This is a genomic window from Enterobacter sp. CPE_E863 (assembly GCF_046521465.1).
GTDB classification, from domain to species: domain Bacteria; phylum Pseudomonadota; class Gammaproteobacteria; order Enterobacterales; family Enterobacteriaceae; genus Enterobacter; species Enterobacter adelaidei.
The window spans coordinates 648,951-671,520 of record NZ_JBKFZX010000001.1; the positions used below are offsets into that span (position 1 = coordinate 648,951).

The 22,570-nt window shown below is 53.8% G+C and carries 21 protein-coding genes, 1 pseudogene and 1 other annotated feature; of the genes and pseudogenes, 17 read left to right on the top strand and 5 right to left on the bottom strand.

Going from position 1 to position 22,570, the window contains the following annotated elements:
* Complete coding sequence (creD, locus tag ACLHV8_RS03080) at window positions 1-1,353, top strand: cell envelope integrity protein CreD (protein WP_410376754.1); 1,353 nt, start codon at window positions 1-3, stop codon at window positions 1,351-1,353.
* Window positions 1,354-1,398: 45 nt separating this feature from the next.
* On the opposite strand, the gene arcA is transcribed toward creD, so the two are convergent.
* Window positions 1,399-2,115, bottom strand: a complete 717-nt coding sequence (gene arcA, locus ACLHV8_RS03085; RefSeq protein ID WP_003856501.1) for a two-component system response regulator ArcA — start codon at window positions 2,113-2,115, stop codon at window positions 1,399-1,401.
* A 95-nt stretch (window positions 2,116-2,210) separates the two neighbouring features.
* Between arcA and yjjY the strand changes: the two genes are divergently transcribed.
* The 7 genes from yjjY (at window position 2,211) to ACLHV8_RS03120 (ending at window position 9,021) form a co-directional block, all read left to right on the top strand.
* The gene (gene yjjY / locus ACLHV8_RS03090; RefSeq protein WP_085928893.1) at window positions 2,211-2,351 is read left to right on the top strand and encodes a protein YjjY; all 141 of its coding nucleotides are present in this window, start codon (window positions 2,211-2,213) and stop codon (window positions 2,349-2,351) included.
* A 399-nt stretch (window positions 2,352-2,750) separates the two neighbouring features.
* Window positions 2,751-3,437 carry a tRNA/rRNA methyltransferase gene (locus ACLHV8_RS03095; protein ID WP_028016616.1) on the top strand — a complete coding sequence of 229 codons (687 nt, stop codon included), beginning with the start codon at window positions 2,751-2,753 and terminating at the stop codon, window positions 3,435-3,437.
* A 211-nt stretch (window positions 3,438-3,648) separates the two neighbouring features.
* Entirely contained in the window at window positions 3,649-3,717 is a 69-nt protein-coding gene (thrL, locus tag ACLHV8_RS03100; RefSeq protein WP_015572623.1) for a thr operon leader peptide, read from the top strand.
* Window positions 3,656-3,773, top strand: a sequence feature (Thr leader region). It overlaps the preceding gene by 62 nt.
* 24 nt (window positions 3,774-3,797) lie before the next feature.
* Complete coding sequence (thrA, locus tag ACLHV8_RS03105) at window positions 3,798-6,260, top strand: bifunctional aspartate kinase/homoserine dehydrogenase I (protein WP_049005227.1); 2,463 nt, start codon at window positions 3,798-3,800, stop codon at window positions 6,258-6,260.
* Window position 6,261: 1 nt separating this feature from the next.
* Window positions 6,262-7,191 carry a homoserine kinase gene (gene thrB / locus ACLHV8_RS03110; RefSeq protein WP_028016618.1) on the top strand — a complete coding sequence of 310 codons (930 nt, stop codon included), beginning with the start codon at window positions 6,262-6,264 and terminating at the stop codon, window positions 7,189-7,191.
* Window positions 7,192-7,194: 3 nt separating this feature from the next.
* Entirely contained in the window at window positions 7,195-8,481 is a 1,287-nt protein-coding gene (gene thrC / locus ACLHV8_RS03115; protein ID WP_208593998.1) for a threonine synthase, read from the top strand.
* 246 nt (window positions 8,482-8,727) lie between these two features.
* Window positions 8,728-9,021, top strand: a complete 294-nt coding sequence (locus tag ACLHV8_RS03120) for a DUF2502 domain-containing protein (RefSeq protein WP_129323958.1) — start codon at window positions 8,728-8,730, stop codon at window positions 9,019-9,021.
* A 31-nt stretch (window positions 9,022-9,052) separates the two neighbouring features.
* Here ACLHV8_RS03120 and yaaA read toward each other — a convergent pair whose 3' ends face one another.
* Both yaaA and ACLHV8_RS03130 read right to left on the bottom strand, forming a co-directional pair.
* On the bottom strand, window positions 9,053-9,826 hold the full coding sequence (yaaA, locus tag ACLHV8_RS03125; RefSeq protein ID WP_208593997.1) for a peroxide stress protein YaaA: 774 nt from the start codon (window positions 9,824-9,826) through the stop codon (window positions 9,053-9,055).
* Window positions 9,827-9,892: 66 nt separating this feature from the next.
* On the bottom strand, window positions 9,893-11,323 hold the full coding sequence (locus ACLHV8_RS03130) for an alanine/glycine:cation symporter family protein (RefSeq protein WP_049005230.1): 1,431 nt from the start codon (window positions 11,321-11,323) through the stop codon (window positions 9,893-9,895).
* Between the two features lie 262 nt (window positions 11,324-11,585).
* Here ACLHV8_RS03130 and tal point away from each other — a divergent pair, with 262 nt between their 5' ends.
* The 3 genes from tal to ACLHV8_RS03145 all read left to right on the top strand — a co-directional run bounded on the left by tal (window position 11,586) and on the right by ACLHV8_RS03145 (window position 14,683).
* Entirely contained in the window at window positions 11,586-12,539 is a 954-nt protein-coding gene (tal, locus tag ACLHV8_RS03135) for a transaldolase (RefSeq protein WP_028016623.1), read from the top strand.
* Window positions 12,540-12,650: 111 nt separating this feature from the next.
* Window positions 12,651-13,238, top strand: a complete 588-nt coding sequence (mog, locus tag ACLHV8_RS03140; protein WP_128348227.1) for a molybdopterin adenylyltransferase — start codon at window positions 12,651-12,653, stop codon at window positions 13,236-13,238.
* Window positions 13,239-13,360: 122 nt separating this feature from the next.
* Window positions 13,361-14,683: an MFS transporter gene (locus tag ACLHV8_RS03145; protein ID WP_028016625.1), complete on the top strand. Its 1,323-nt coding sequence runs from the start codon at window positions 13,361-13,363 to the stop codon at window positions 14,681-14,683.
* On the opposite strand, the gene satP is transcribed toward ACLHV8_RS03145, so the two are convergent.
* A complete protein-coding gene (gene satP / locus ACLHV8_RS03150) occupies window positions 14,660-15,226 on the bottom strand; it encodes an acetate uptake transporter (RefSeq protein WP_028016626.1) in 567 nt (188 codons plus the stop codon). The two genes, ACLHV8_RS03145 and satP, sit on opposite strands and share 24 nt — an antisense overlap.
* 296 nt (window positions 15,227-15,522) lie before the next feature.
* Here satP and dnaK point away from each other — a divergent pair, with 296 nt between their 5' ends.
* The 4 genes from dnaK to nhaR all read left to right on the top strand — a co-directional run bounded on the left by dnaK (window position 15,523) and on the right by nhaR (window position 20,974).
* On the top strand, window positions 15,523-17,436 hold the full coding sequence (gene dnaK / locus ACLHV8_RS03155; protein WP_128348228.1) for a molecular chaperone DnaK: 1,914 nt from the start codon (window positions 15,523-15,525) through the stop codon (window positions 17,434-17,436).
* An 86-nt stretch (window positions 17,437-17,522) separates the two neighbouring features.
* Entirely contained in the window at window positions 17,523-18,668 is a 1,146-nt protein-coding gene (gene dnaJ, locus ACLHV8_RS03160) for a molecular chaperone DnaJ (protein WP_028016628.1), read from the top strand.
* A 172-nt stretch (window positions 18,669-18,840) separates the two neighbouring features.
* The gene (gene nhaA / locus ACLHV8_RS03165) at window positions 18,841-20,016 is read left to right on the top strand and encodes a Na+/H+ antiporter NhaA (RefSeq protein WP_208593996.1); all 1,176 of its coding nucleotides are present in this window, start codon (window positions 18,841-18,843) and stop codon (window positions 20,014-20,016) included.
* 58 nt (window positions 20,017-20,074) lie between these two features.
* A complete protein-coding gene (gene nhaR / locus ACLHV8_RS03170; protein ID WP_032660752.1) occupies window positions 20,075-20,974 on the top strand; it encodes a transcriptional activator NhaR in 900 nt (299 codons plus the stop codon).
* A 57-nt stretch (window positions 20,975-21,031) separates the two neighbouring features.
* Here the strand turns inward: nhaR and rpsT are convergent, their stop codons facing one another.
* Entirely contained in the window at window positions 21,032-21,295 is a 264-nt protein-coding gene (rpsT, locus tag ACLHV8_RS03175; RefSeq protein ID WP_003856458.1) for a 30S ribosomal protein S20, read from the bottom strand.
* Between the two features lie 101 nt (window positions 21,296-21,396).
* Here rpsT and ACLHV8_RS03180 point away from each other — a divergent pair.
* Window positions 21,397-21,615 (top strand): annotated as a pseudogene (locus ACLHV8_RS03180) (DUF2575 domain-containing protein).
* 7 nt (window positions 21,616-21,622) lie between these two features.
* The gene (gene ribF, locus ACLHV8_RS03185) at window positions 21,623-22,549 is read left to right on the top strand and encodes a bifunctional riboflavin kinase/FAD synthetase (protein WP_208593995.1); all 927 of its coding nucleotides are present in this window, start codon (window positions 21,623-21,625) and stop codon (window positions 22,547-22,549) included.
* Window positions 22,550-22,570 lie beyond the last annotated feature (21 nt).

Below are 22,570 nucleotides of genomic sequence, written 5' to 3' on the forward strand. Positions count from 1 at the left end.
ATGATGAAATCCCCCCTGTTCTGGAAAGTAAGCACTCTGCTGGGGTGCATCCTGCTGTTGTTAGTCCCGCTTTTTATGGTCAGTAACCTGATTTCAGAGCGTGAAAACTACCGCAACGATGTTGAAAATACGCTTCGTCAGAGCACCAGCGGACCGCAAAAGCTGGTCGGTCCGATGATTGCGATTCCGATGACGGAGATCTTTTACAAGATAGAGGACGAGAAGAAGGTCGAATACAAGAAAAGCTATATGCATTTCATTCTGCCGGAATCTCTGGTTGTGGAAGGTAACCAGCGCGTGGAGTCCCGAAATATTGGCATCTACGACGGGCAAATCTGGAACGCTGACCTGAAGATAAAAGCACAGTTTAATACCGAAGAGCTAAAACAACTGAGAGGGGAAACGATAACAACAGGGCAACCGTTTATCGTAACGGGCGTTGGCGACGCGCGGGGCATTGGCACGGTCAGTATCTCTAAAATCAACGGTGAGACGCTAAGCGTGGAACCCGGTTCAGGCGTCTACGGGGCGCTTGCTGGGATCCACATCCCGCTGACCGACAAAGCGCTGGAAGCCAAAACGTTTGCGCTTGAGATGTCCCTCAGCCTGGCGGGAACGGGCAGTTTTGCGGTGGTACCGGTAGGGCGTAATAGCGAAATGACGCTCACCAGCAACTGGCCGCATCCGGGTTTTATGGGCGATTATCTCCCCGTTAAGCATCAGATAGGCGAGTCCGGTTTCCAGGCGAACTGGCAGAGCAGCTGGTTTGCAAATAACCTTGAGAGCTGGTTCTACGACAAGGAGTCGCCGGAGTGGGAGGCGCTCCCGGCCTTCAGCATCACGGTAGCGACGCCAGCCGACCAGTATCAGCTGACTGACCGTGCGATCAAGTACGCTATTTTGCTGATTGCGCTGACGTTTATGGCCTTCTTTGTCTTCGAAACCTTAACCGGATTACGCCTTCACCCGATGCAGTATCTGCTGGTGGGGCTGTCGCTGGTCCTGTTCTATCTGGTGCTGCTGGCGCTGTCTGAACACGTCGGGTTTACGCCCGCCTGGGTTGTTGCAAGTCTGGTTGGCGCAGCGATGAACGGAATGTACCTGCAGGCCGTGCTGAAAAGCTGGAAGCGCAGCGGGCTGTTTGTGCTGGCGCTACTCGGGCTGGACGTGGTGATGTGGTTCCTGCTGCGTTCGGAGGACAGCGCGCTGCTGTTGGGGTCAGCGGTTCTCGCGCTGGCGCTGTTTGCGGTGATGTACCTGACCCGGCATTTCGACTGGTACTCGCTCTCTCAGCCGAAGCGACCTCAGCCACCTGCAGCACCGGATGACGATACGATGCGGATTTGGAAATAAAAAAACGGCGCAAATGCGCCGTTTTTTAATGCGTTAACTGCGGGATTACTCCTGCAGATCACCGCAGAAACGGTACCCTTCGCCGTGGATCGTGGCGATGATTTCCGGGGTATCCGGCGTAGATTCGAAATGTTTACGAATACGACGGATCGTTACGTCTACGGTACGGTCGTGCGGTTTCAGCTCACGGCCGGTCATTTTCTTCAGCAATTCTGCACGGGACTGAATTTTGCCCGGGTTTTCGCAGAAGTGCAGCATGGCGCGGAATTCACTGCGCGGCAGTTTATACTGCTCACCGTTCGGGCTAATCAGTGAACGGCTATTGATATCAAGTTCCCAGCCGTTGAATTTGTAGCTATCGACGCTACGACGCTCTTCGCTGACCGTACCCAGGTTCATGGTGCGAGACAGCAGGTTGCGTGCACGAATGGTTAACTCGCGAGGGTTGAACGGCTTGGTGATGTAGTCATCCGCACCGATTTCCAGGCCAAGAATTTTATCAACTTCGTTGTCACGGCCTGTCAGGAACATCAACGCGACGTTCGCCTGTTCACGCAGTTCGCGCGCCAGAAGAAGACCGTTTTTGCCCGGAAGGTTAATATCCATGATCACCAGGTTGATATCATTTTCAGAAAGGATCTGATGCATCTCTGCGCCATCGGTCGCTTCAAAGACATCGTAGCCTTCTGCTTCGAAAATGCTCTTTAACGTGTTGCGTGTTACCAACTCGTCTTCAACGATAAGAATGTGCGGGGTCTGCATGTTTGCTACCTAAATTGCCAACTAAATCGAAACAGGAAGTACAAAAGTCCCTGACCTGCCTGATACATGTCGCAAATTAACATGACCGGCCTAACGTGACTAAAGTACGTAATTGCGTTCTTGATGCACTTTCCATCAACGTCAACAACATCATTAGCTTGGTCTTGGGTACTTTCCCTTTGGACCCGACAGTGTCAAAAACGGCTGTCATCCTAACCATTTTAACAGCAACATAACAGGCTAAGTGACACCAGACACCCAATAAAACTACGCTTCGTTGACATATATCAAGTTCAATTGTAGCACGTTAACAGTTTGATGAAATCATCGTAGCTGAATGCTAGCCTTTATCACAATTTTTCAATAAACCAACTAGTTGCGGACCTTGATTTATAAACGAAGTGAATCCAATCAGAATAGGGTATTCATGTCGCTATTATCATTATAAAACATAAGGATAATAGTCTTCTGTTAACATTCTAACTGATTGTTCAGACACAAAATAGTTTAGCGTTTTTAATTTGTTATGAAACGCTATTTCGGTGATTTGTGTTGCAATTTTGTAAATTCGCGCTGCGTAATATGTTGATGTGCATCACATTTTTACCCGCTAACTGATTAAAAAGAGAGCATAAATGCATCTGTCGATTGTACTGGTTGCCCCAGCCAGAGCCGAAAATATAGGCGCAGCGGCGCGTGCCATGAAGACCATGGGTTTTACCGATTTACGTATTGTGGACAGCGCGGCCCATCTGGAGCCTGCCGCCCGGTGGGTGGCGCACGGGTCGGGAGATATTCTCGATAATATAACTACTTACGACACACTAGCCGCCGCGTTGCACGACATTTCGTTTACCGTTGCGACCACCGCGCGCAGCCGTGCGAAATTCCACTACTACGCCACCCCTGCTGAACTGGTGCCCATGCTGAAAGAGAAAAGCCAGTGGCTGGAGAAAGCCGCGCTGGTGTTTGGCCGTGAAGATTCCGGGTTAACAAACGAAGAGCTGGAACTCGCTGACGTGCTCACGGGGGCACCGATGGTGGCCGATTATCCGTCCCTGAATTTAGGCCAGGCGGTCATGGTCTACTGCTATCAATTAGCTTCCCTAATGCAAATCTCTCAGCCACAGGCTGAGGGGGCAAACGAAAACCAGCTGGCCGCACTGCGCGCTCGTGTTGAGCAACTGTTATCTCAATTGGGGGTAGCGGACGATCAAAAAATGGCTGACTGGCTGCAGCAGCGTTTGGGGCGTCTTGAGCAGCGGGACACCGCCATGCTGCACCGTTTGCTGCACGATATTGAAAAAAAATTGGCCGAGTAAAATACTGCCATAAGTTTTTACTATGGCGAATAAGTCTGTCTGGATGGGTTGCACTTGGGGGAATCGGATGAAAATAAATCTGCACGCAGCGGGACGTGAGAGTCTCCCGAAATGTGATCAAATTAAAAATCCATTGACTTAAGGTGCCCGATCATTTAACCCTAAAAGAATACAGCACAGACAGATAATAATGACAGAGTACACAACATCCATGAAACGCATCAGCATCACCACCATTACCACAACCATCATCATTACCACAGGTAACGATGCGGGCTGACGCGTACAGGAAAAACAAAAAAAAGCCCGCACCTGAACAGTGCGGGCTTTTTTTTCGGCTAAAGGAAACGAGGTAGAACCATGCGAGTGTTGAAGTTCGGCGGTACATCAGTGGCAAATGCAGAACGTTTTCTGCGCGTAGCCGATATCCTGGAAAGCAACGCCAGGCAGGGGCAGGTTGCGACCGTGCTCTCTGCCCCGGCAAAAATCACGAACCATCTGGTGGCGATGATTGAAAAAACCATCGGTGGTCAGGATGCACTCCCGAACATCAGCGACGCAGAGCGCATCTTCGCTGACTTACTGCAAGGGCTGGCAGAGGCGCAGCCAGGCTTTCCGCACGCTCAACTGAAGTCCTTCGTTGAGCAGGAATTCGCGCAAATTAAACATGTTCTGCACGGCATCAGCCTTCTCGGCCAGTGTCCGGACAGCATCAACGCGGCACTGATCTGCCGCGGCGAAAAACTCTCTATCGCTATCATGGCGGGCGTGCTTGAAGCGCGCGGTCATCACGTGACTGTGATCGATCCGGTTGAAAAACTGCTGGCGGTGGGCCACTACCTCGAATCCACTGTTGATATTGCCGAATCAACTCGCCGCATCGCTGCAAGCAAAATTCCGTCTGACCACATGATCCTGATGGCAGGCTTCACCGCCGGTAACGAGAAGGGTGAGCTGGTGGTGCTGGGCCGTAACGGCTCCGACTACTCCGCCGCCGTGCTGGCCGCCTGTTTACGCGCGGACTGTTGTGAGATCTGGACTGACGTTGATGGTGTTTATACCTGCGACCCGCGCCAGGTACCGGACGCCAGGCTGTTGAAGTCGATGTCGTACCAGGAAGCGATGGAGCTTTCCTACTTCGGCGCTAAAGTCCTTCACCCGCGTACCATCTCCCCGATTGCCCAGTTCCAGATCCCTTGCCTGATTAAAAACACCGGTAACCCGCAGGCACCCGGTACGCTGATTGGCGCGAGTAACGATGAAGACGGCCTGCCGGTGAAAGGCATCTCTAACCTCAACAACATGGCGATGTTCAGCGTCTCCGGTCCGGGGATGAAAGGGATGGTCGGTATGGCGGCGCGCGTGTTTGCAGCCATGTCCCGCAACGGCATCTCCGTGGTGTTGATCACCCAGTCTTCTTCCGAATACAGCATCAGCTTCTGCGTGCCGCAGGCCGACTGCCTGCGCGCCCGCCGCGCGCTGGAAGAAGAATTCTATCTTGAGCTGAAAGAAGAACTGCTTGAGCCGCTGTACATTCAGGAACGTCTGGCGATCATCTCGGTGGTGGGCGATGGCATGCGCACGCTTCGTGGTATCTCCGCCAAGTTCTTCGCTGCGCTGGCACGCGCCAATATCAATATCGTTGCGATTGCCCAGGGCTCGTCAGAGCGTTCAATCTCTGTTGTTGTGGACAACGATGACGCCACCACTGGCGTTCGCGTGGTTCACCAGATGCTGTTCAACACCGATCAGGTCATCGAACTGTTCCTGATTGGCGTGGGCGGCGTTGGCGGCGCGCTGCTGGAGCAGGTGAAGCGCCAGCAGGCGTGGCTGAAGAAGAAACATATTGATCTGCGCGTCTGCGGGATCGCCAACTCAAAAGCGTTGCTGACCAACGTGCATGGCCTGAATCTGGAAAACTGGCAGGCGGAAATGAACGAGGCGAAAGAGCCGTTTAATCTGGGACGCCTGATCCGACTGGTGAAAGAGTATCACCTGCTCAACCCGGTGATTGTCGACTGTACGTCGAACCAGGCGGTTGCCGATCAGTACGCTGACTTCCTGCGTGAAGGCTTCCACGTGGTGACGCCGAACAAAAAGGCCAACACCTCGTCGATGAACTACTACCACCAGTTGCGCCTGGCGGCGAGCAAATCGCGTCGCAAATTCCTGTATGACACCAACGTGGGTGCTGGTTTGCCGGTTATCGAGAACCTGCAAAACCTGCTGAACGCGGGGGATGAACTGCAGCGTTTCTCCGGTATCCTCTCCGGATCGCTGTCGTTTATTTTCGGCAAACTGGATGAAGGCATGAGCCTTTCAGAAGCGACCCGCGCTGCGCGTGAACTGGGTTATACCGAGCCGGATCCGCGTGACGATCTCTCCGGGATGGATGTGGCGCGTAAGCTGCTGATCCTGGCGCGTGAAACAGGTCGTGAGCTGGAGCTTTCCGATATCGTGATTGAACCGGTTCTGCCAGCAGAATTTGATAGCTCCGGTGATGTCGGTGCCTTTATGGCTAATTTGCCGCAGCTTGACGATGCGTTTGCCGCACGCGTTGCGAAAGCCCGTGATGAAGGTAAGGTATTGCGCTATGTTGGCAATATTGAAGAAGATGGTGTGTGCCGGGTGAAGATTGCCGAAGTGGATGGCAACGATCCGCTGTACAAAGTCAAAAACGGCGAAAACGCCCTTGCGTTTTACAGCCACTATTATCAGCCATTGCCGCTGGTGCTTCGCGGTTATGGCGCAGGGAACGATGTTACAGCGGCGGGTGTGTTTGCCGATCTGCTGCGTACCCTGTCATGGAAGTTAGGAGTTTAACATGGTCAAAGTTTATGCCCCGGCTTCCAGCGCCAATATGAGCGTCGGATTTGATGTGCTGGGTGCGGCGGTCACGCCGGTTGATGGTTCTCTGCTGGGCGATACGGTCACGGTTGAAGCGGCAAATAGCTTCAGCCTGAATAACGTGGGCCGCTTTGCCAGCAAACTGCCGTCGGACCCGCGCGAGAATATCGTCTATCAGTGCTGGGAGCGCTTCTGTCAGGAGATTGGCAAAAATGTGCCGGTCACCATGACGCTGGAAAAAAGTATGCCGATTGGCTCAGGGCTGGGCTCCAGCGCCTGCTCGGTGGTCGCTGCGCTGGTGGCCATGAATGAACACTGCGGCAAACCGCTGAACAATAACCGCCTGCTGGGGTTAATGGGCGAGCTGGAAGGGCGGATCTCTGGCAGCATTCATTATGACAACGTCGCGCCGTGCTTCCTTGGCGGCATGCAGTTGATGATCGAAGAAAATGGCATCATCAGCCAGCAGGTGCCAGGGTTTGATGAGTGGCTGTGGGTGCTGGCCTATCCGGGTATTAAGGTTTCCACCGCTGAAGCGCGTGCGATCCTGCCCGCGCAGTATCGTCGCCAGGACTGTATCGCGCACGGACGTCATCTGGCCGGCTTTATTCACGCCTGCTATACCCGTCAGCCGCAGCTGGCGGCGAAATTGATGAAAGATGTTATTGCCGAGCCATACCGTACCAAACTGCTGCCTGGTTTTAACGAGGCACGACAGGCATCTTTGGATATTGGCGCGCAGGCATGCGGCATCTCCGGCTCCGGCCCGACGCTGTTCGCCTTATGCGATAAACCAGACACTGCGCAACGCGTAGCGGACTGGCTCTCTAAACACTACCTGCAAAATCAGGAAGGCTTTGTTCATATTTGCCGTCTGGACACGGCTGGCGCACGAGTACTGGGATAACGAATGAAACTCTACAATCTTAAAGATCATAACGAGCAGGTCAGCTTCGCGCAGGCGGTGACTCAGGGACTGGGCAAAAATCAGGGGTTATTCTTCCCCCATGACCTGCCGGAATTTCAGCTGACCGAGATTGATGAACTGCTGAAGCTGGATTTTGTCACCCGCAGTACCAAAATTCTGTCTGCGTTTATCGGCGACGAAATCCCGCAGGATCTGCTGGAAGAACGCGTGCGGTCGGCGTTCGCTTTCCCGGCTCCGGTTCAGCAGGTGGAGCCTGACGTTGGCTGTCTGGAACTGTTTCACGGCCCGACCCTGGCGTTCAAAGATTTCGGTGGCCGCTTTATGGCGCAGATGCTGACCCACATCAGCGGCGACAAACCGGTAACCATTCTGACGGCTACCTCCGGTGATACCGGTGCGGCGGTTGCGCATGCGTTCTACGGCCTGAAAAACGTTCGTGTGGTGATCCTCTACCCGAAAGGCAAAATCAGCCCGCTGCAGGAAAAACTGTTCTGTACCCTCGGCGGCAACATTGAGACCGTGGCTATCGACGGTGATTTCGACGCCTGCCAGGCACTGGTCAAACAGGCCTTCGATGATGAAGAGCTGAAGGCGGCGCTGGGTCTGAACTCGGCGAACTCCATCAACATCAGCCGTCTGCTGGCGCAGATTTGCTACTATTTCGAAGCGGTTGCACAGCTCCCGCAGGAAGCGCGTAATCAGCTTGTTGTCTCTGTGCCAAGCGGTAACTTTGGTGACCTGACGGCTGGCCTGCTGGCAAAATCCCTGGGTCTGCCGGTGAAACGCTTTATCGCTGCCACCAACGCTAACGACACCGTGCCGCGTTTCCTGAAAGACGGCAAATGGGCGCCGAACGCGACGCAGGCAACGCTCTCCAATGCGATGGATGTGTCGCAGCCGAATAACTGGCCGCGAGTGGAAGAACTGTTCCGCCGCAAAATCTGGCGTCTTGGCGATCTGGGTTACGCAGCGGTGACGGATGAAACCACCAAAGAGACCATGCGTGAGCTGAAAGCGGTGGGGTATACCTCCGAACCGCACGCCGCAATTGCTTACCGTGCTTTGCGCGATCAGCTTAATCCAGGTGAATATGGCCTGTTCCTGGGGACGGCGCATCCGGCAAAATTCAAAGAGAGCGTGGAAGAGATTCTGGGTGAAACGCTGCCGCTGCCGAAAGAGCTGGCCGAACGTGCCGACCTGCCGCTGCTGTCTCATGAACTACCTGCGGATTTTGCCGCGCTGCGTAAGTTGATGATGGCTCGAGCGTGATTTTTGTCGGGTGACGGCTACGCCTTACCCGACCTACAACGGCTCAGAACGTAGGCCGGGTAAGGCGACGGCGCCCCCCGGCTTTTTTATGGAGAAATTAAGGAGAAAAAAAGAAGGGAAAATGCAGAAATTCCCAATAAATGCGGTAACTTAGAGATTAGGATTGCAGAGAATAACAACCCCGGTTCCCCTCACGTAACCTCCTTACATCGGCCCACGTTGGGCAAGAAGAATAAGGAGTCACCTATGTCTACGTTGAAACCTGTCCTCATCGCACTTTCACTGATGCTGGTCGCTCCTATGGCGGTACAGGCATCTGAAATCACACTCGTGCCTGCGGTAAAACTGCAGATTGGTGACCAGGATAACCACGGACACTACTGGGATGGCGGTCGCTGGCGCGACCATGACTGGTGGAAGGCCCATTATGACTGGCGCGATAATCACTGGCGTCCTCATGACGAACATCGCGATCGTGACGACCATCCAGACCACCGTCACGACGATCATCGTCCAGGTCCGGACTGGAAGCACCATTAATGCAAACCCCGCCAGCTGGCGGGGTTTTGTTTTACTGCTCGTGGCGCTTAAACACCAGTTCACCTTTCCCTGACGACGCTTCGTCAAAGAAATACCCTTCGCTGTTAAATCCGGTCAACTGCTCCAGCTTCGTCAGTCGGTTCTGAATGATGTAGCGGCTCATCAGACCACGCGCTTTTTTGGCGTAGAAACTGATCACTTTGAACTTACCGTTTTTCTCATCAAGGAAGACCGGCTTGATGATTTCCGCATCCAGTTTCTTTGGCTTCACGGACTTGTAGTATTCGTCAGAGGCCAGGTTAATCACCACGTTATCGCCCTGGGCATGTAGCGCTGCGTTTAGCTTGTCGGTGATGATGTCACCCCAGAAATGGTACAGATCTTTGCCTTTTGCATTCTCTAATCGGATACCCATCTCAAGACGGTAAGGTTGCATCAAATCCAGCGGACGCAGAACGCCGTACAGGCCTGAGAGCATGCGCAGGTGCTGCTGGGCAAAATCGAAATCGGCTTCGCAGAACTCTTCCGCCTGCAGGCCGGTATACACATCACCTTTAAACGCCAGCAGCGCCTGGCGAGCGTTGGCTGGCGTGAAATCCGGGTGCCACTCGTGGAAGCGGGTGGCGTTAAGATCTGCGAGCTTATCGCTGATGCTCATCAGCGAGGCGATTTGTGGTGCAGAGAGTTTACGCGCTTCGCGGATCAGCTGTTGCGAATAGTCCAGCAGTTCAGGTTGCGTATAGCGCTCGGTGGCGAGCGGGCTCTGGTAGTCGAGCGTTTTTGCAGGTGAAATAAGAATCAGCATATCCAGTCCTTGCAGGAAATTTAGAGCGACTTTAGCAAAAAATCGCCCTGAATTGATCGATAGCTGTTATCGCCGGGGCAAATCATCCCATGTGCCGGGGGCCAGTTGCGCGTCAACTTCAGGATAGCGTGTGGGATCAAATACCGGTGGAACACCCAGTTTGCGTTGACGAAGATAGTCCCGGGCAATCAGGCTAACAATGGGGGAGAGCAGCAGGATCGCCGTAAGGTTGGTGATGGCCATCAGTGCCATGATGACGTCAGCCAGTTGCCAGACCAACGGCATGCTGAGCAGGGATCCTGCAATGACCATCAGTATCACTCCCAGGCGCAACGCACTGATTGCGGCGCGGGAGTCGAGTTTCAGGAAGATAAGGTTATTTTCGGCGTAAAGGTAATTCACCACAATTGAGCTGAAGGCGAACAATATCAGTATGATCGCGACAAAACCGGCCCCCCAGCTGCCAGTAAGGTTCACCAGAGCCTGCTGAAGAAGCTGTATCCCGGCGTTTCCCGACGAATGCGGTACGGGGCCTGCCAGTAGCAAAATCATGGCGCTGGCGGAGCAGATAATAATGGTATCGGTAAAGACGCCAATCATTTGCACAATGCCTTGTGCGGCAGGGTGTGGCGGCCAGGAAGAGGCGGCTGCCGCCGCGTTGGGGGTTGACCCCATACCCGCTTCATTGGAAAACATTCCTCGCTGAAAACCCGCCATCAGCGCCTGGCTGAAGGTGTAGCCCAGCGCACCTGATGCCGCCTCACGCCAGCCAAAAGCGCTTTTGAAGATAGTGGTAATGATTCCTGGAACCTGGTCGGCATGCAGTGCGGCGACAAACAGGCTCGCGCCAACCCAGAGCAGCGCCATCACGGGAACCATCCACTGCATCAGGCGGGCGATGCCTTTGAGACCAGCAGAAATGGTGAACAGAACGAAGAGGGATAAAACGATGCCTGTGATCCACTCCGGGCAGGCGAAGGCATAGCGCAGAGCATTGGCGACAGAATTAGCCTGAACCGTATTAAAAATAAGGCCATAAGCGAGCAGTAAAAAAAGCGAGAACAGAACGCCCATCCAGCGCATCCCTAACCCACGCGCCATATACCAGGCCGGACCGCCGCGAAACTGACCGTGTTTGTCCTTCTCCTTGTACAGCTGTGCGAGAGAGCATTCGGCAAACGAGGTGGCCATGCCAACGATCGCGGTGACCCACATCCAGAAGACGGCGCCAGGACCACCGGCGCTGATGGCCAGCGCTACACCCGCCAGGTTACCGCTACCGACGCGTGCGGCGAGACTGGTACAAAGCGCCTGAAACGAGGTGAGTCCGCCTGGCTGCGGCGTAATGCTGTTTTTCAGACTTCTGCCAAACTTGCGTATATATCTAAACTGGATAAAACCACTGCGCAGTGTGAACCATATACCTGCCCCTAATAGCAGATATATCATTATCGAACCCCAGAGGATTTCGTTGATAAAGAAAAGGAAATCAGGCATTAACGTCCCTCTTGTTGATGCCAATATGAATATGTAAGCGCTACCACTGATTGAGCATGCTGTTACTTAGCAGCCTGTTAATATTCTGAGTTTATCATACTCTGTCTAAGCGCACTGTCTGCGGTTGCGCTACCTCTCACTCGTGTTATCATCTGGGCAGACCGGTTACATCCCCCTAACAAGTAAACCTGTCATTTTTCCGCTGCAGGCATGCTGTCGGTAGCGTGAATTATCCAGGGCACGTTAAAAGAGAAACACTATCATGACGGATAAATTGACCTCCCTTCGTCAGTTCACCACTGTCGTAGCTGACACCGGAGATATCGCGGCAATGAAGTTGTACCAGCCGCAGGATGCCACAACTAACCCTTCTCTGATCCTGAACGCTGCACAGATCCCTGAGTATCGCAAACTGATTGACGACGCTGTGACCTGGGCGAAAGCGCAGAGCAATGACCGCGCGCAGCAGATCGTTGATGCCACTGACAAACTGGCAGTGAACATCGGTCTGGAAATCCTGAAACTGGTTCCTGGCCGCATCTCTACCGAAGTGGATGCACGCCTCTCCTACGACACCGAAGCGTCAATCGCCAAAGCAAAACGCCTGATCAAAATGTACAACGATGCGGGTATCAGCAACGACCGCATCCTGATCAAACTGGCCTCTACCTGGCAGGGCATTCGCGCGGCTGAGCAGCTGGAAAAAGACGGCATCAACTGTAACCTGACTCTGCTGTTCTCCTTCGCGCAGGCGCGTGCATGTGCAGAAGCCGGTGTCTACCTGATTTCTCCGTTCGTAGGCCGTATTCTGGACTGGTACAAAGCCAACACCGATAAGAAAGAGTACGCACCTGCTGAAGATCCAGGCGTGGTTTCCGTTACTGAAATCTACGAATACTACAAACAGCACGGCTATGAGACTGTTGTTATGGGCGCAAGCTTCCGTAACGTCGGTGAAATCATCGAGCTGGCTGGCTGTGACCGCCTGACCATCGCCCCTGCACTGCTGAAAGAGCTGGCAGAAAGCGAAGGCGCGATCGAGCGTAAGCTGTCTTACACCGGTGAAGTGAAAGCGCGCCCAGAGCGCATCACTGAGTCCGAGTTCCTGTGGCAGCACAACCAGGATCCAATGGCAGTAGACAAACTGGCGGACGGTATCCGTAAGTTTGCTGTTGACCAGGGCAAACTGGAAAAAATGATCGGCGACCTGCTGTAATCATTTCTGCGTGACCGGGTTCCCGGTCACGCGACTTCTTTCGTACCCTGTCTGAATTTCCTCTCTGCGTGTATCATTCCCTTTAATCAGTACTTTTTAGATGGAATGGCTATGAATACCTTACGCATCGGCTTAGTGTCGATTTCTGACCGCGCCTCCAGCGGTGTTTACCAGGATAAAGGCATCCCGGCTCTGGAAGAGTGGCTGGGCAGCGCGCTGACTACCCCTTTTGAAATCCAGACCCGCCTGATCCCAGACGAACAGCCGATCATTGAGCAGACGCTGTGCGAGCTGGTGGATGAGATGAGCTGCCATCTGGTGTTGACCACGGGTGGAACCGGGCCTGCACGTCGCGATGTCACGCCAGATGCGACGCTGGCAGTCGCCGACCGTGAAATGCCGGGCTTCGGTGAGCAAATGCGCCAGATCAGCCTACACTTTGTTCCAACCGCCATCCTCTCTCGCCAGGTGGGCGTGATCCGCAAACAGGCGTTGATCCTGAACCTGCCGGGCCAGCCGAAGTCGATCAAAGAGACGCTGGAAGGGCTTAAATCCGACGATGGCAGCGTGATCGTACACGGGATCTTTGCAAGTGTACCGTATTGTATACAGCTGCTGGACGGTCCGTATGTGGAAACCGATGAGAAAGTCGTAGCAGCTTTTCGGCCTAAAAGCGCGCGCCGCGAGACAATATCCTGAAAATAATGATTATGTGACATTAGCTGAAGCGGCGATGGCGTGGTAAAGGTTTTACGGTATAGTAATTTTTTCTTTACGTTTGCTGTAAAAATAAATCCACAACACACGCATAATGGTTCGCTATGTCACATAACACCCGACCTCTGAATCGACAGGACTACAAAACCCTCACGCTCGCTGCTCTGGGGGGCGCGCTGGAGTTTTACGACTTCATCATCTTCGTCTTCTTCGCCGCCGTGGTGGGGGAGCTCTTCTTCCCGGCAGATATCCCGGAATGGCTGCGCCAGGTACAAACCTTCGGCATTTTTGCCGCCGGGTATCTGGCTCGTCCGTTGGGTGGCATTGTTATGGCGCACTTTGGCGATCTGGTTGGGCGTAAGAAGATGTTTACCCTCAGTATTTTGCTGATGGCTGTACCTACGCTTGCCATAGGCCTGCTGCCTACCTATGCCTCAATGGGCCTTGTTGCCCCGCTATTGCTGTTGCTTATGCGCGTTCTTCAGGGGGCCGCAATTGGCGGTGAAGTACCTGGCGCGTGGGTGTTTGTGGCGGAGCATGTTCCGGCGCGTCGCATTGGTATCGCCTGTGGAACCTTAACGGCGGGCCTGACCATCGGCATTCTGCTGGGCTCGGTCGTTGCAACTCTCGTGAATACCCATATGACGCAACAGGCCGTGCACGACTGGGGCTGGCGTCTTCCGTTCCTGCTGGGCGGGGCCTTTGGTCTGGTGGCGATGTACTTGCGCCGCTGGCTACAGGAGACGCCGATCTTCCTTGAGATGCAGCAGCGCAAGGCACTGGCGCAGGAGTTACCGGTGAAGGCGGTGGTGGTCCGTCACAGAAGTGCGGTGGTGGTGTCGATGCTGCTGACCTGGCTGCTGTCGGCGGGTATCGTCGTCGTGATCCTGATGTCGCCGGTCTGGCTGCAAAAACAGTACGGTTTCGCCCCAGCGGTCACCCTGCAGGCAAACAGTATTGCGACCATTATGCTCTGTTTTGGCTGTCTGGCGGCTGGCCTTGCTGTTGATCGTTTTGGCGCGAGCCGGACCTTTATCGTCGGCAGTCTGCTGCTGGCAGCATCAAGCTGGGCGTTCTACCATCTGGCGGGTAGCCACCCGGAGCAACTGTTCCTGCTGTACGGCGTAGTCGGGCTGTGCGTCGGTGTTGTGGGGGCGGTGCCGTATGTGATGGTGCGTGCGTTCCCGCCAGAGGTTCGTTTCACCGGTATCTCTTTCTCTTACAATGTGTCGTATGCCATTTTTGGTGGGCTAACACCGATTGCCGTCACCATGCTGATGGGGATATCGCCGATGGCTCCAGCCTGGTACGTCCTCGCGCTCTCACTGATGGGGCTGGTGTTAGGGGTCTGGCTTCGCAAAGGGTGGGAGTGTCGTGCCCGCGAGGCAGGCACGACAGAGGGATCAGTGTTTTTCACCAATCGGTAGAATGGTGCGGTCAAACTGCTCGTTCAGCACTTCGCCCATTGCCAGGTAGATAGCGCTCGCGCCACATACCAGGCCAATCCAGCCGGCAACGTGAACGATGCCTTCGTTATCCACCAGGTGACCGATCGCCAGCAGAGCGAACAGTACGGTCAGGCTCAGGAAGACGAACTGCAGCGCGCGGTTACCTTTCAGGGTGCCGAAGAACATGAACAGGGTGAAGACACCCCACAGACCCAGGTAAACGCCCAGGAAGTGGGCGTTTGCCGCATCTGCCAGACCCATTTTAGGCATCAGCAGAATGGCAACCAGGGTCAGCCAGAAAGAGCCGTAAGAGGTGAAGGCGGTTAAGCCGAAGGTATTACCTTTCTTATATTCCAGCAGGCCCGCGAAAATTTGCGCGATGCCGCCGTAAAAAATGCCCATCGCCAGGATGATGCCATCCATCGGGAACATCCCGATATTGTGCAGGTTCAGCAGGATAGTGGTCATGCCAAAACCCATCAGGCCCAGCGGAGCCGGATTAGCCAACTTAGTGTTGCCCATAAGTCCTCAAAAAAATCATCATTAATATGGTGAAATGGTGAATCCCGCGTCAATACTCCCTGACGGGGCGCGGCATCATAATGGGCGCAATCGATGGCGTCTATGATCTCATCAGGGTGAAATTAAAAATTTTTTTATCCTTCCCCCTTGATGGATGCTGTGGCGACCCCATCTTGTAGTCAACCGCAGTGTGTGGACCTGAAAAAAATCAAATCTGGGCAGTTGAAAAAGCACGTTCTGCCCTTATTACAGGTACACAACCACATGTTGACTGAATTTTTAGTGGAGACGTTTAGATGGGTAAAATTATTGGTATCGACCTGGGTACTACCAACTCTTGTGTAGCGATTATGGATGGCACTACTGCACGTGTGCTGGAGAACGCCGAGGGCGATCGCACCACGCCTTCTATCATTGCTTATACCCAGGATGGTGAAACTCTGGTTGGTCAGCCGGCTAAACGTCAGGCAGTGACAAACCCGCAAAACACCCTGTTTGCGATTAAACGCCTGATTGGCCGCCGCTTCCAGGACGAAGAAGTTCAGCGTGACGTTTCTATCATGCCTTACAAAATCATCGCAGCAGATAACGGCGATGCATGGCTTGATGTGAAAGGCACCAAAACGGCACCACCGCAGATCTCTGCTGAAGTGCTGAAAAAAATGAAGAAAACCGCGGAAGATTACCTGGGTGAGCCGGTAACTGAAGCTGTTATCACCGTTCCTGCATACTTCAACGATGCTCAGCGTCAGGCAACCAAAGATGCTGGCCGTATTGCAGGTCTGGAAGTAAAACGTATCATCAACGAACCAACCGCGGCTGCACTGGCTTACGGTCTGGATAAAGAAGTTGGCAACCGTACTATCGCGGTTTACGACCTGGGTGGTGGTACCTTCGATATCTCTATTATCGAAATCGACGAAGTTGACGGCGAAAAAACCTTCGAAGTTCTGGCAACCAACGGTGATACCCACCTGGGTGGTGAAGACTTCGATACCCGTCTGATCAACTACCTCGTTGACGAGTTCAAGAAAGATCAGGGCATTGACCTGCGTAACGACCCGCTGGCCATGCAGCGCCTGAAAGAAGCCGCTGAGAAAGCGAAGATTGAACTGTCTTCCGCTCAGCAGACCGACGTGAACCTGCCGTACATCACTGCAGACGCGACCGGTCCTAAACATATGAACATCAAAGTGACCCGTGCGAAACTGGAAAGCCTGGTAGAAGACCTGGTGAACCGTTCCATCGAGCCACTGAAAGTTGCTCTGCAGGACGCTGGCCTGTCTGTATCTGACATCCAGGACGTTATCCTGGTGGGTGGTCAGACGCGTATGCCAATGGTTCAGAAGAAAGTGGCTGAGTTCTTTGGTAAAGAGCCACGTAAAGACGTGAACCCGGACGAAGCTGTTGCTATCGGTGCAGCGGTTCAGGGTGGTGTACTGACTGGTGAAGTGAAAGACGTACTGCTGCTGGACGTTACCCCGCTGTCTCTGGGTATCGAAACCATGGGTGGTGTGATGACTGCGCTCATCAACAAAAACACCACCATCCCGACGAAACACAGCCAGGTGTTCTCTACCGCTGAAGACAACCAGTCTGCGGTAACCATCCATGTGATTCAGGGTGAGCGTAAACGTGCGGCGGATAACAAGTCTCTGGGTCAGTTCAACCTGGATGGTATCAACCCGGCACCACGCGGCATGCCACAGATCGAAGTCACCTTCGATATTGATGCTGACGGTATCCTGCACGTGTCTGCGAAAGACAAAAACAGCGGTAAAGAGCAGAAGATCACCATCAAGGCATCTTCTGGCCTGAACGAAGCGGAAATCGAAAAAATGGTTCGCGATGCCGAAGCTAACGCGGAATCCGACCGTAAGTTCGAAGAGCTGGTTCAGACCCGTAACCAGGGTGACCATCTGCTGCACAGCACCCGTAAGCAGGTTGAAGAAGCAGGCGATAAACTGCCAGCGGAAGACAAGACTGCTATCGAAGCTGCACTGAGCGCGCTGGAATCCTCACTGAAAGGTGAAGATAAAGCGGACATCGAAGCGAAGATGCAGGAACTTGCACAGGCTTCCCAGAAGCTGATGGAAATCGCTCAGCAGCAGCACGCTCAACAGCAGGCAGGCGCTGACGCTTCCCAGAACAACGCGAAAGACGACGATGTTGTTGACGCTGAGTTCGAAGAAGTTAAAGACAAAAAATAATCGCCCTGATGCAGGGTAATTAATCGGCACGGGCGTAGGAGAACTCTCCACGCCCGTGCTCGCATGTTAAGGGGCTTAAAAAAACAATGGCAAAGCAAGACTATTACGAGATTTTAGGCGTTCCGAAAACTGCGGAAGAGCGTGAAATCAAAAAGGCATACAAGCGCCTGGCCATGAAATTCCACCCGGACCGTAACCAGGGTGACAAAGAGGCTGAAGCCAAATTTAAAGAGATCAAAGAAGCCTACGAAGTCCTGACCGATGCACAAAAACGTGCAGCCTATGACCAGTATGGTCACGCAGCCTTTGAACAGGGCGGCATGGGCGGCGGTGGATTCGGTGGTGGCGGCTTTGGCGGTGGTGCTGACTTCAGCGATATCTTTGGTGATGTATTCGGCGACATCTTCGGTGGTGGCCGTGGTCGTCAGCGCGCAACGCGCGGCGCGGACCTGCGCTACAACATGGAACTGACGCTGGAAGAGGCCGTTCGCGGTGTCACCAAAGAGATCCGTATCCCGACGCTGGAAGAGTGTGACGTTTGCCACGGAAGTGGCGCAAAAGCGGGGACCCAACCGCAGACCTGTCCAACCTGTCACGGTTCAGGCCAGGTACAGATGCGACAGGGCTTCTTCGCGGTACAGCAGGCCTGTCCTCACTGTCACGGTCGCGGTACGCTGATTAAAGATCCGTGCACCAAATGCCACGGCCACGGTCGCGTTGAGAAAACCAAGACCCTGTCCGTTAAAATTCCGGCTGGCGTCGATACGGGCGACCGCATTCGTCTGGCGGGTGAAGGTGAAGCTGGGGAACACGGCGCACCGGCAGGCGATCTGTATGTTCAGGTGCAGGTTAAACAGCACGCCATCTTCGAGCGTGAAGGTAACAACCTGTATTGCGAAGTGCCGATCAACTTCGCTATGGCGGCACTCGGTGGTGAAATCGAAGTCCCGACGCTGGATGGTCGCGTCAATCTGAAGATCCCAGGTGAAACCCAGACCGGTAAGCTGTTCCGCATGCGCGGGAAAGGCGTTAAATCCGTTCGTGGCGGTGCTCAGGGCGACCTGCTGTGCCGCGTCGTCGTGGAAACGCCGGTTGGCCTGAACGACAAGCAGAAACAATTGCTGAAAGAGCTTCAGGAGAGCTTTGGCGGCCCGACGGGTGAGAAGAACAGCCCGCGTTCCAAAAGCTTCTTCGATGGCGTCAAAAAATTCTTCGATGATTTGACCCGCTAATTCGTTAGCTGGCCTTAATCTGCAAAAGCCTGGAAGCAATTCCGGGCTTTTTCTTTTTGTAAGGATAGTTCGGTAAAACTGAATCTATACTCAATATTAATCTGTTTTTGCCGAGCTATGTGGCTTGGTATTATGGTTTTATCGAGGTATTGTTGTAAAAGAGAGAGTTAAAGTGAAATTACTACACCGTTTCTTTAGCAGTGAAGCGTCCGGTGGCGTGATCCTGATTATTGCCGCTGCGGCTGCGATGGTGCTGGCTAACCTGGGGGTTACCCGCGATCTATACCACGCATTTCTGGAAACGCCCGTCGAGCTGAAGGTCGGGGCGCTGGAAATTAACAAGAACATGTTGCTGTGGATCAACGATGCACTGATGGCTGTGTTCTTCCTCCTGGTGGGGCTTGAAGTTAAACGCGAGCTGGTGCTGGGTTCACTTGCCAGCCGCCAGCGTGCAGCGTTTCCGGTAATTGCCGCCATCGGTGGGATGGTGGTTCCGGCGTTACTCTTCCTGGCATTTACCTGGCAGGACCCCCTTGCGCGTCATGGCTGGGCGATCCCGGCGGCAACGGATATCGCGTTTGCGCTCGGGGTGCTGGCCTTGTTGGGAAGTCGTGTGCCGGTGGCACTGAAGATCTTCCTGATGGCGCTGGCAATTATTGATGATTTGGGCGCTATTGTGATTATCGCGCTGTTCTATACCAGCGAGCTGTCGATCCTGTCGCTGAGCGTGGCGGCTGGGGCAATTGCAGTGCTGGCGCTGCTGAACATTTTCAATGTGCGTCGCATCGGCATCTACATCCTCGTGGGGATGGTGCTGTGGACGGCAGTGCTGAAATCGGGCGTGCATGCCACGCTGGCAGGTGTGATCGTCGGCTTCTTCGTGCCGCTTAAGCCGCAGGACGGCAAGTCGCCTGCCAAACAGCTGGAACATGTGCTGCACCCGTGGGTAGCCTTTATGATCCTGCCACTGTTCGCATTTGCCAACGCGGGCGTTTCCCTGGGCGGAGTGACGCTTGACGGGCTGACGTCCGTGCTGCCTTTGGGCATTATTGCCGGGCTGTTTATCGGTAAGCCGCTGGGGATTAGCCTCTTCTGCTGGCTGGCGCTAAAGCTGAGGATGGCATCATTGCCACACGGCACCACGTTTAAGCAGATAATGGCCGTAGGTGTGCTGTGCGGAATCGGGTTTACGATGTCGATTTTTATCTCGACGCTGGCATTTGGTACGCATGCGCCGGAGCTTATCGTCTGGGCTAAACTGGGCATTCTTATCGGGTCATTGCTGGCCGCAGTGATCGGTTATACCTTGTTGAAGGTGAAGTTGTCCGGACAGGCCGTCCAGGCATAACGGAAAACCGGGAGGAGGGGAGCCTTCTCCCGACACACTATCAGGGAGCGAAAACGCAATGTCTCATTTGAATTACAACCATCTTTACTACTTCTGGCACGTCTATAAACAGGGCTCGGTCGTGGGGGCCGCAGAGGCGCTCTACCTGACACCACAAACCATCACCGGGCAAATCAAGGCGCTGGAAGAACGACTGCAGGGCAAGCTGTTCAAGCGTAAGGGCCGTGGGATTGAGCCCAGCGAACTGGGCGAGCTGGTGTTCCGTTACGCAGACAAAATGTTTACCCTGAGCCAGGAGATGCTGGATATCGTTAACTACCGCAAAGAGTCTAACCTGCTCTTTGATGTCGGTGTGGCCGATGCGCTGTCAAAACGGCTGGTGAGCGGCGTGCTGGATGCGGCTGTGGTTGAAGATGAGCAAATCCACCTGCGCTGCTTTGAATCTACTCACGAGATGCTGCTGGAGCAGTTAAGCCAGCATAAGCTGGACATGATTATCTCGGATTGCCCAATCGACTCTACCCAGCAGGAAGGGCTGTTCTCAGTGAAAATTGGCGAATGCGGCGTCAGCTTCTGGTGCATTAACCCGCCGCCGGAAAAACCGTTCCCCGCGTGCCTTGAAGAGCGCCGCCTGCTGGTGCCGGGAAGGCGCTCAATGCTCGGGCGCAAGCTGCTGAACTGGTTTAACTCGCAGGGGCTAAAGGTAGAAATCCTCGGCGAGTTCGATGATGCGGCTCTGATGAAAGCCTTTGGCGAAGCCCACAATGCGATCTTCGTTGCACCAACGCTGTACGCGCACGATCTCTATTCGGACGACAAGATTACGGAGATAGGCAGAGTGGATAATGTGATGGAGGAGTATCACGCCATATTTGCTGAAAGGATGATTCAGCACCCGGCGGTACAGCGAATCTGTAACCGCGACTACTCGGCGCTGTTTACGCCACCGGCAATCTGAAGGCATAAAAAAACCCGCGTTAAGCGGGTTCTTTAAACAAGCAACAACAAGTAGCGATTAAGCCAGTTTGTTGATCTGCGCGGTCAGGTTTGCTTTATGACGCGCTGCTTTGTTTTTGTGGATCAGACCTTTAGCAGCCTGACGATCCACGATTGGTTGCATTTCGTTAAATGCGTTCTGCGCTGCAGCTTTGTCGCCTGCTTCGATTGCTGCGTATACTTTCTTGATGAAAGTACGCATCATAGAGCGACGGCTTGCGTTGTGCTTACGAGCCTTTTCAGACTGAACGGCACGTTTCTTAGCTGATTTGATATTAGCCAAGTCCAACTCCCAAATATGATCTATGTGGACAATTCAAAGGCCGAGGAATATGCCCTCTTTGCCTTCTTTTGTCAATGGATTTGTGCAAATAAGCGCCGTTAATTAGCGACGCTACGTTACGTAGTGATGGCGCAGGATTCTACCAGCTTGTGTTCCCTGAATACAGCCTTTCGGCATAAAAATCGCAGTTCACGAGCAGATTTTTTCGCTGCGAAAGGTCAGCCTGATGAAATCATTACGGCTTTCTGTTTTGCGCGAACAATCGCCGGTTAACCTTAACCGCCGTACAAGGTATACTTTGGCGATTTTCACTGTTTTGAGCCAGACATGAAGCTGATACGCGGCATACATAATCTCAGCAGAGCACCACACGGGTGCGTGCTGACCATTGGTAATTTCGACGGCGTGCATCGTGGTCATCAGGCGCTGTTGCAGGGATTGCGTAAAGAAGGGGAGACCCGTGGCCTACCTGTCGTAGTGATGATTTTCGAACCGCAGCCGCTGGAGCTGTTTGCGGGCGATAAATCTCCCGCCCGTCTCACTCGCCTGCGCGAGAAGTTGCGCTACCTGGCGGAGTCCGGTGTGGACTACGTATTGTGTGTACGTTTCGATCGTCGCTTTGCCGCACTGACAGCACAAAGTTTCGTCAGTGACCTGCTGGTTGAGCGTCTTGGCGTGCAGTTTCTTGCTGTGGGGGATGATTTCCGCTTTGGCGCTAGTCGTCAGGGCGATTTCTTGCTATTACAGAAGGCTGGTCTGGAGTACGGTTTTGACGTCACGAGCGCGATGACCTTCTGTGAAGGTGGCATTCGCGTCAGCAGCACGGCGGTACGCCAGGCACTGGCAGATGATGAACTGGATACGGCAGAAACCCTGCTGGGACATCCGTTCACCATCTCAGGTCGCGTCGTTCATGGCGATGCGCTCGGCCGCACTATTGGTTTCCCGACGGCGAATATACCGCTGCGTCGTCAGGTTTCCCCGGTTAAAGGGGTCTATGCGGTGGAAGTGGCTGGACTGGGCGATAAGCCGTTTTACGGCGTCGCTAACATTGGCACGCGTCCAACTGTCGCGGGTGTGCGTCAACAGTTAGAAGTGCACCTGCTGGATGTTGTAATGGACCTTTATGGTCGCCATATAGATGTGATACTGCGTAAAAAAATACGCAACGAGCAGCGATTTGCTTCGCTGGATGAACTAAAAGCGCAGATTGCGCGAGATGAATTGACGGCCCGCGAGTTTTTTGGGCTTTGAACCCGGCTTAAATGCCTACGT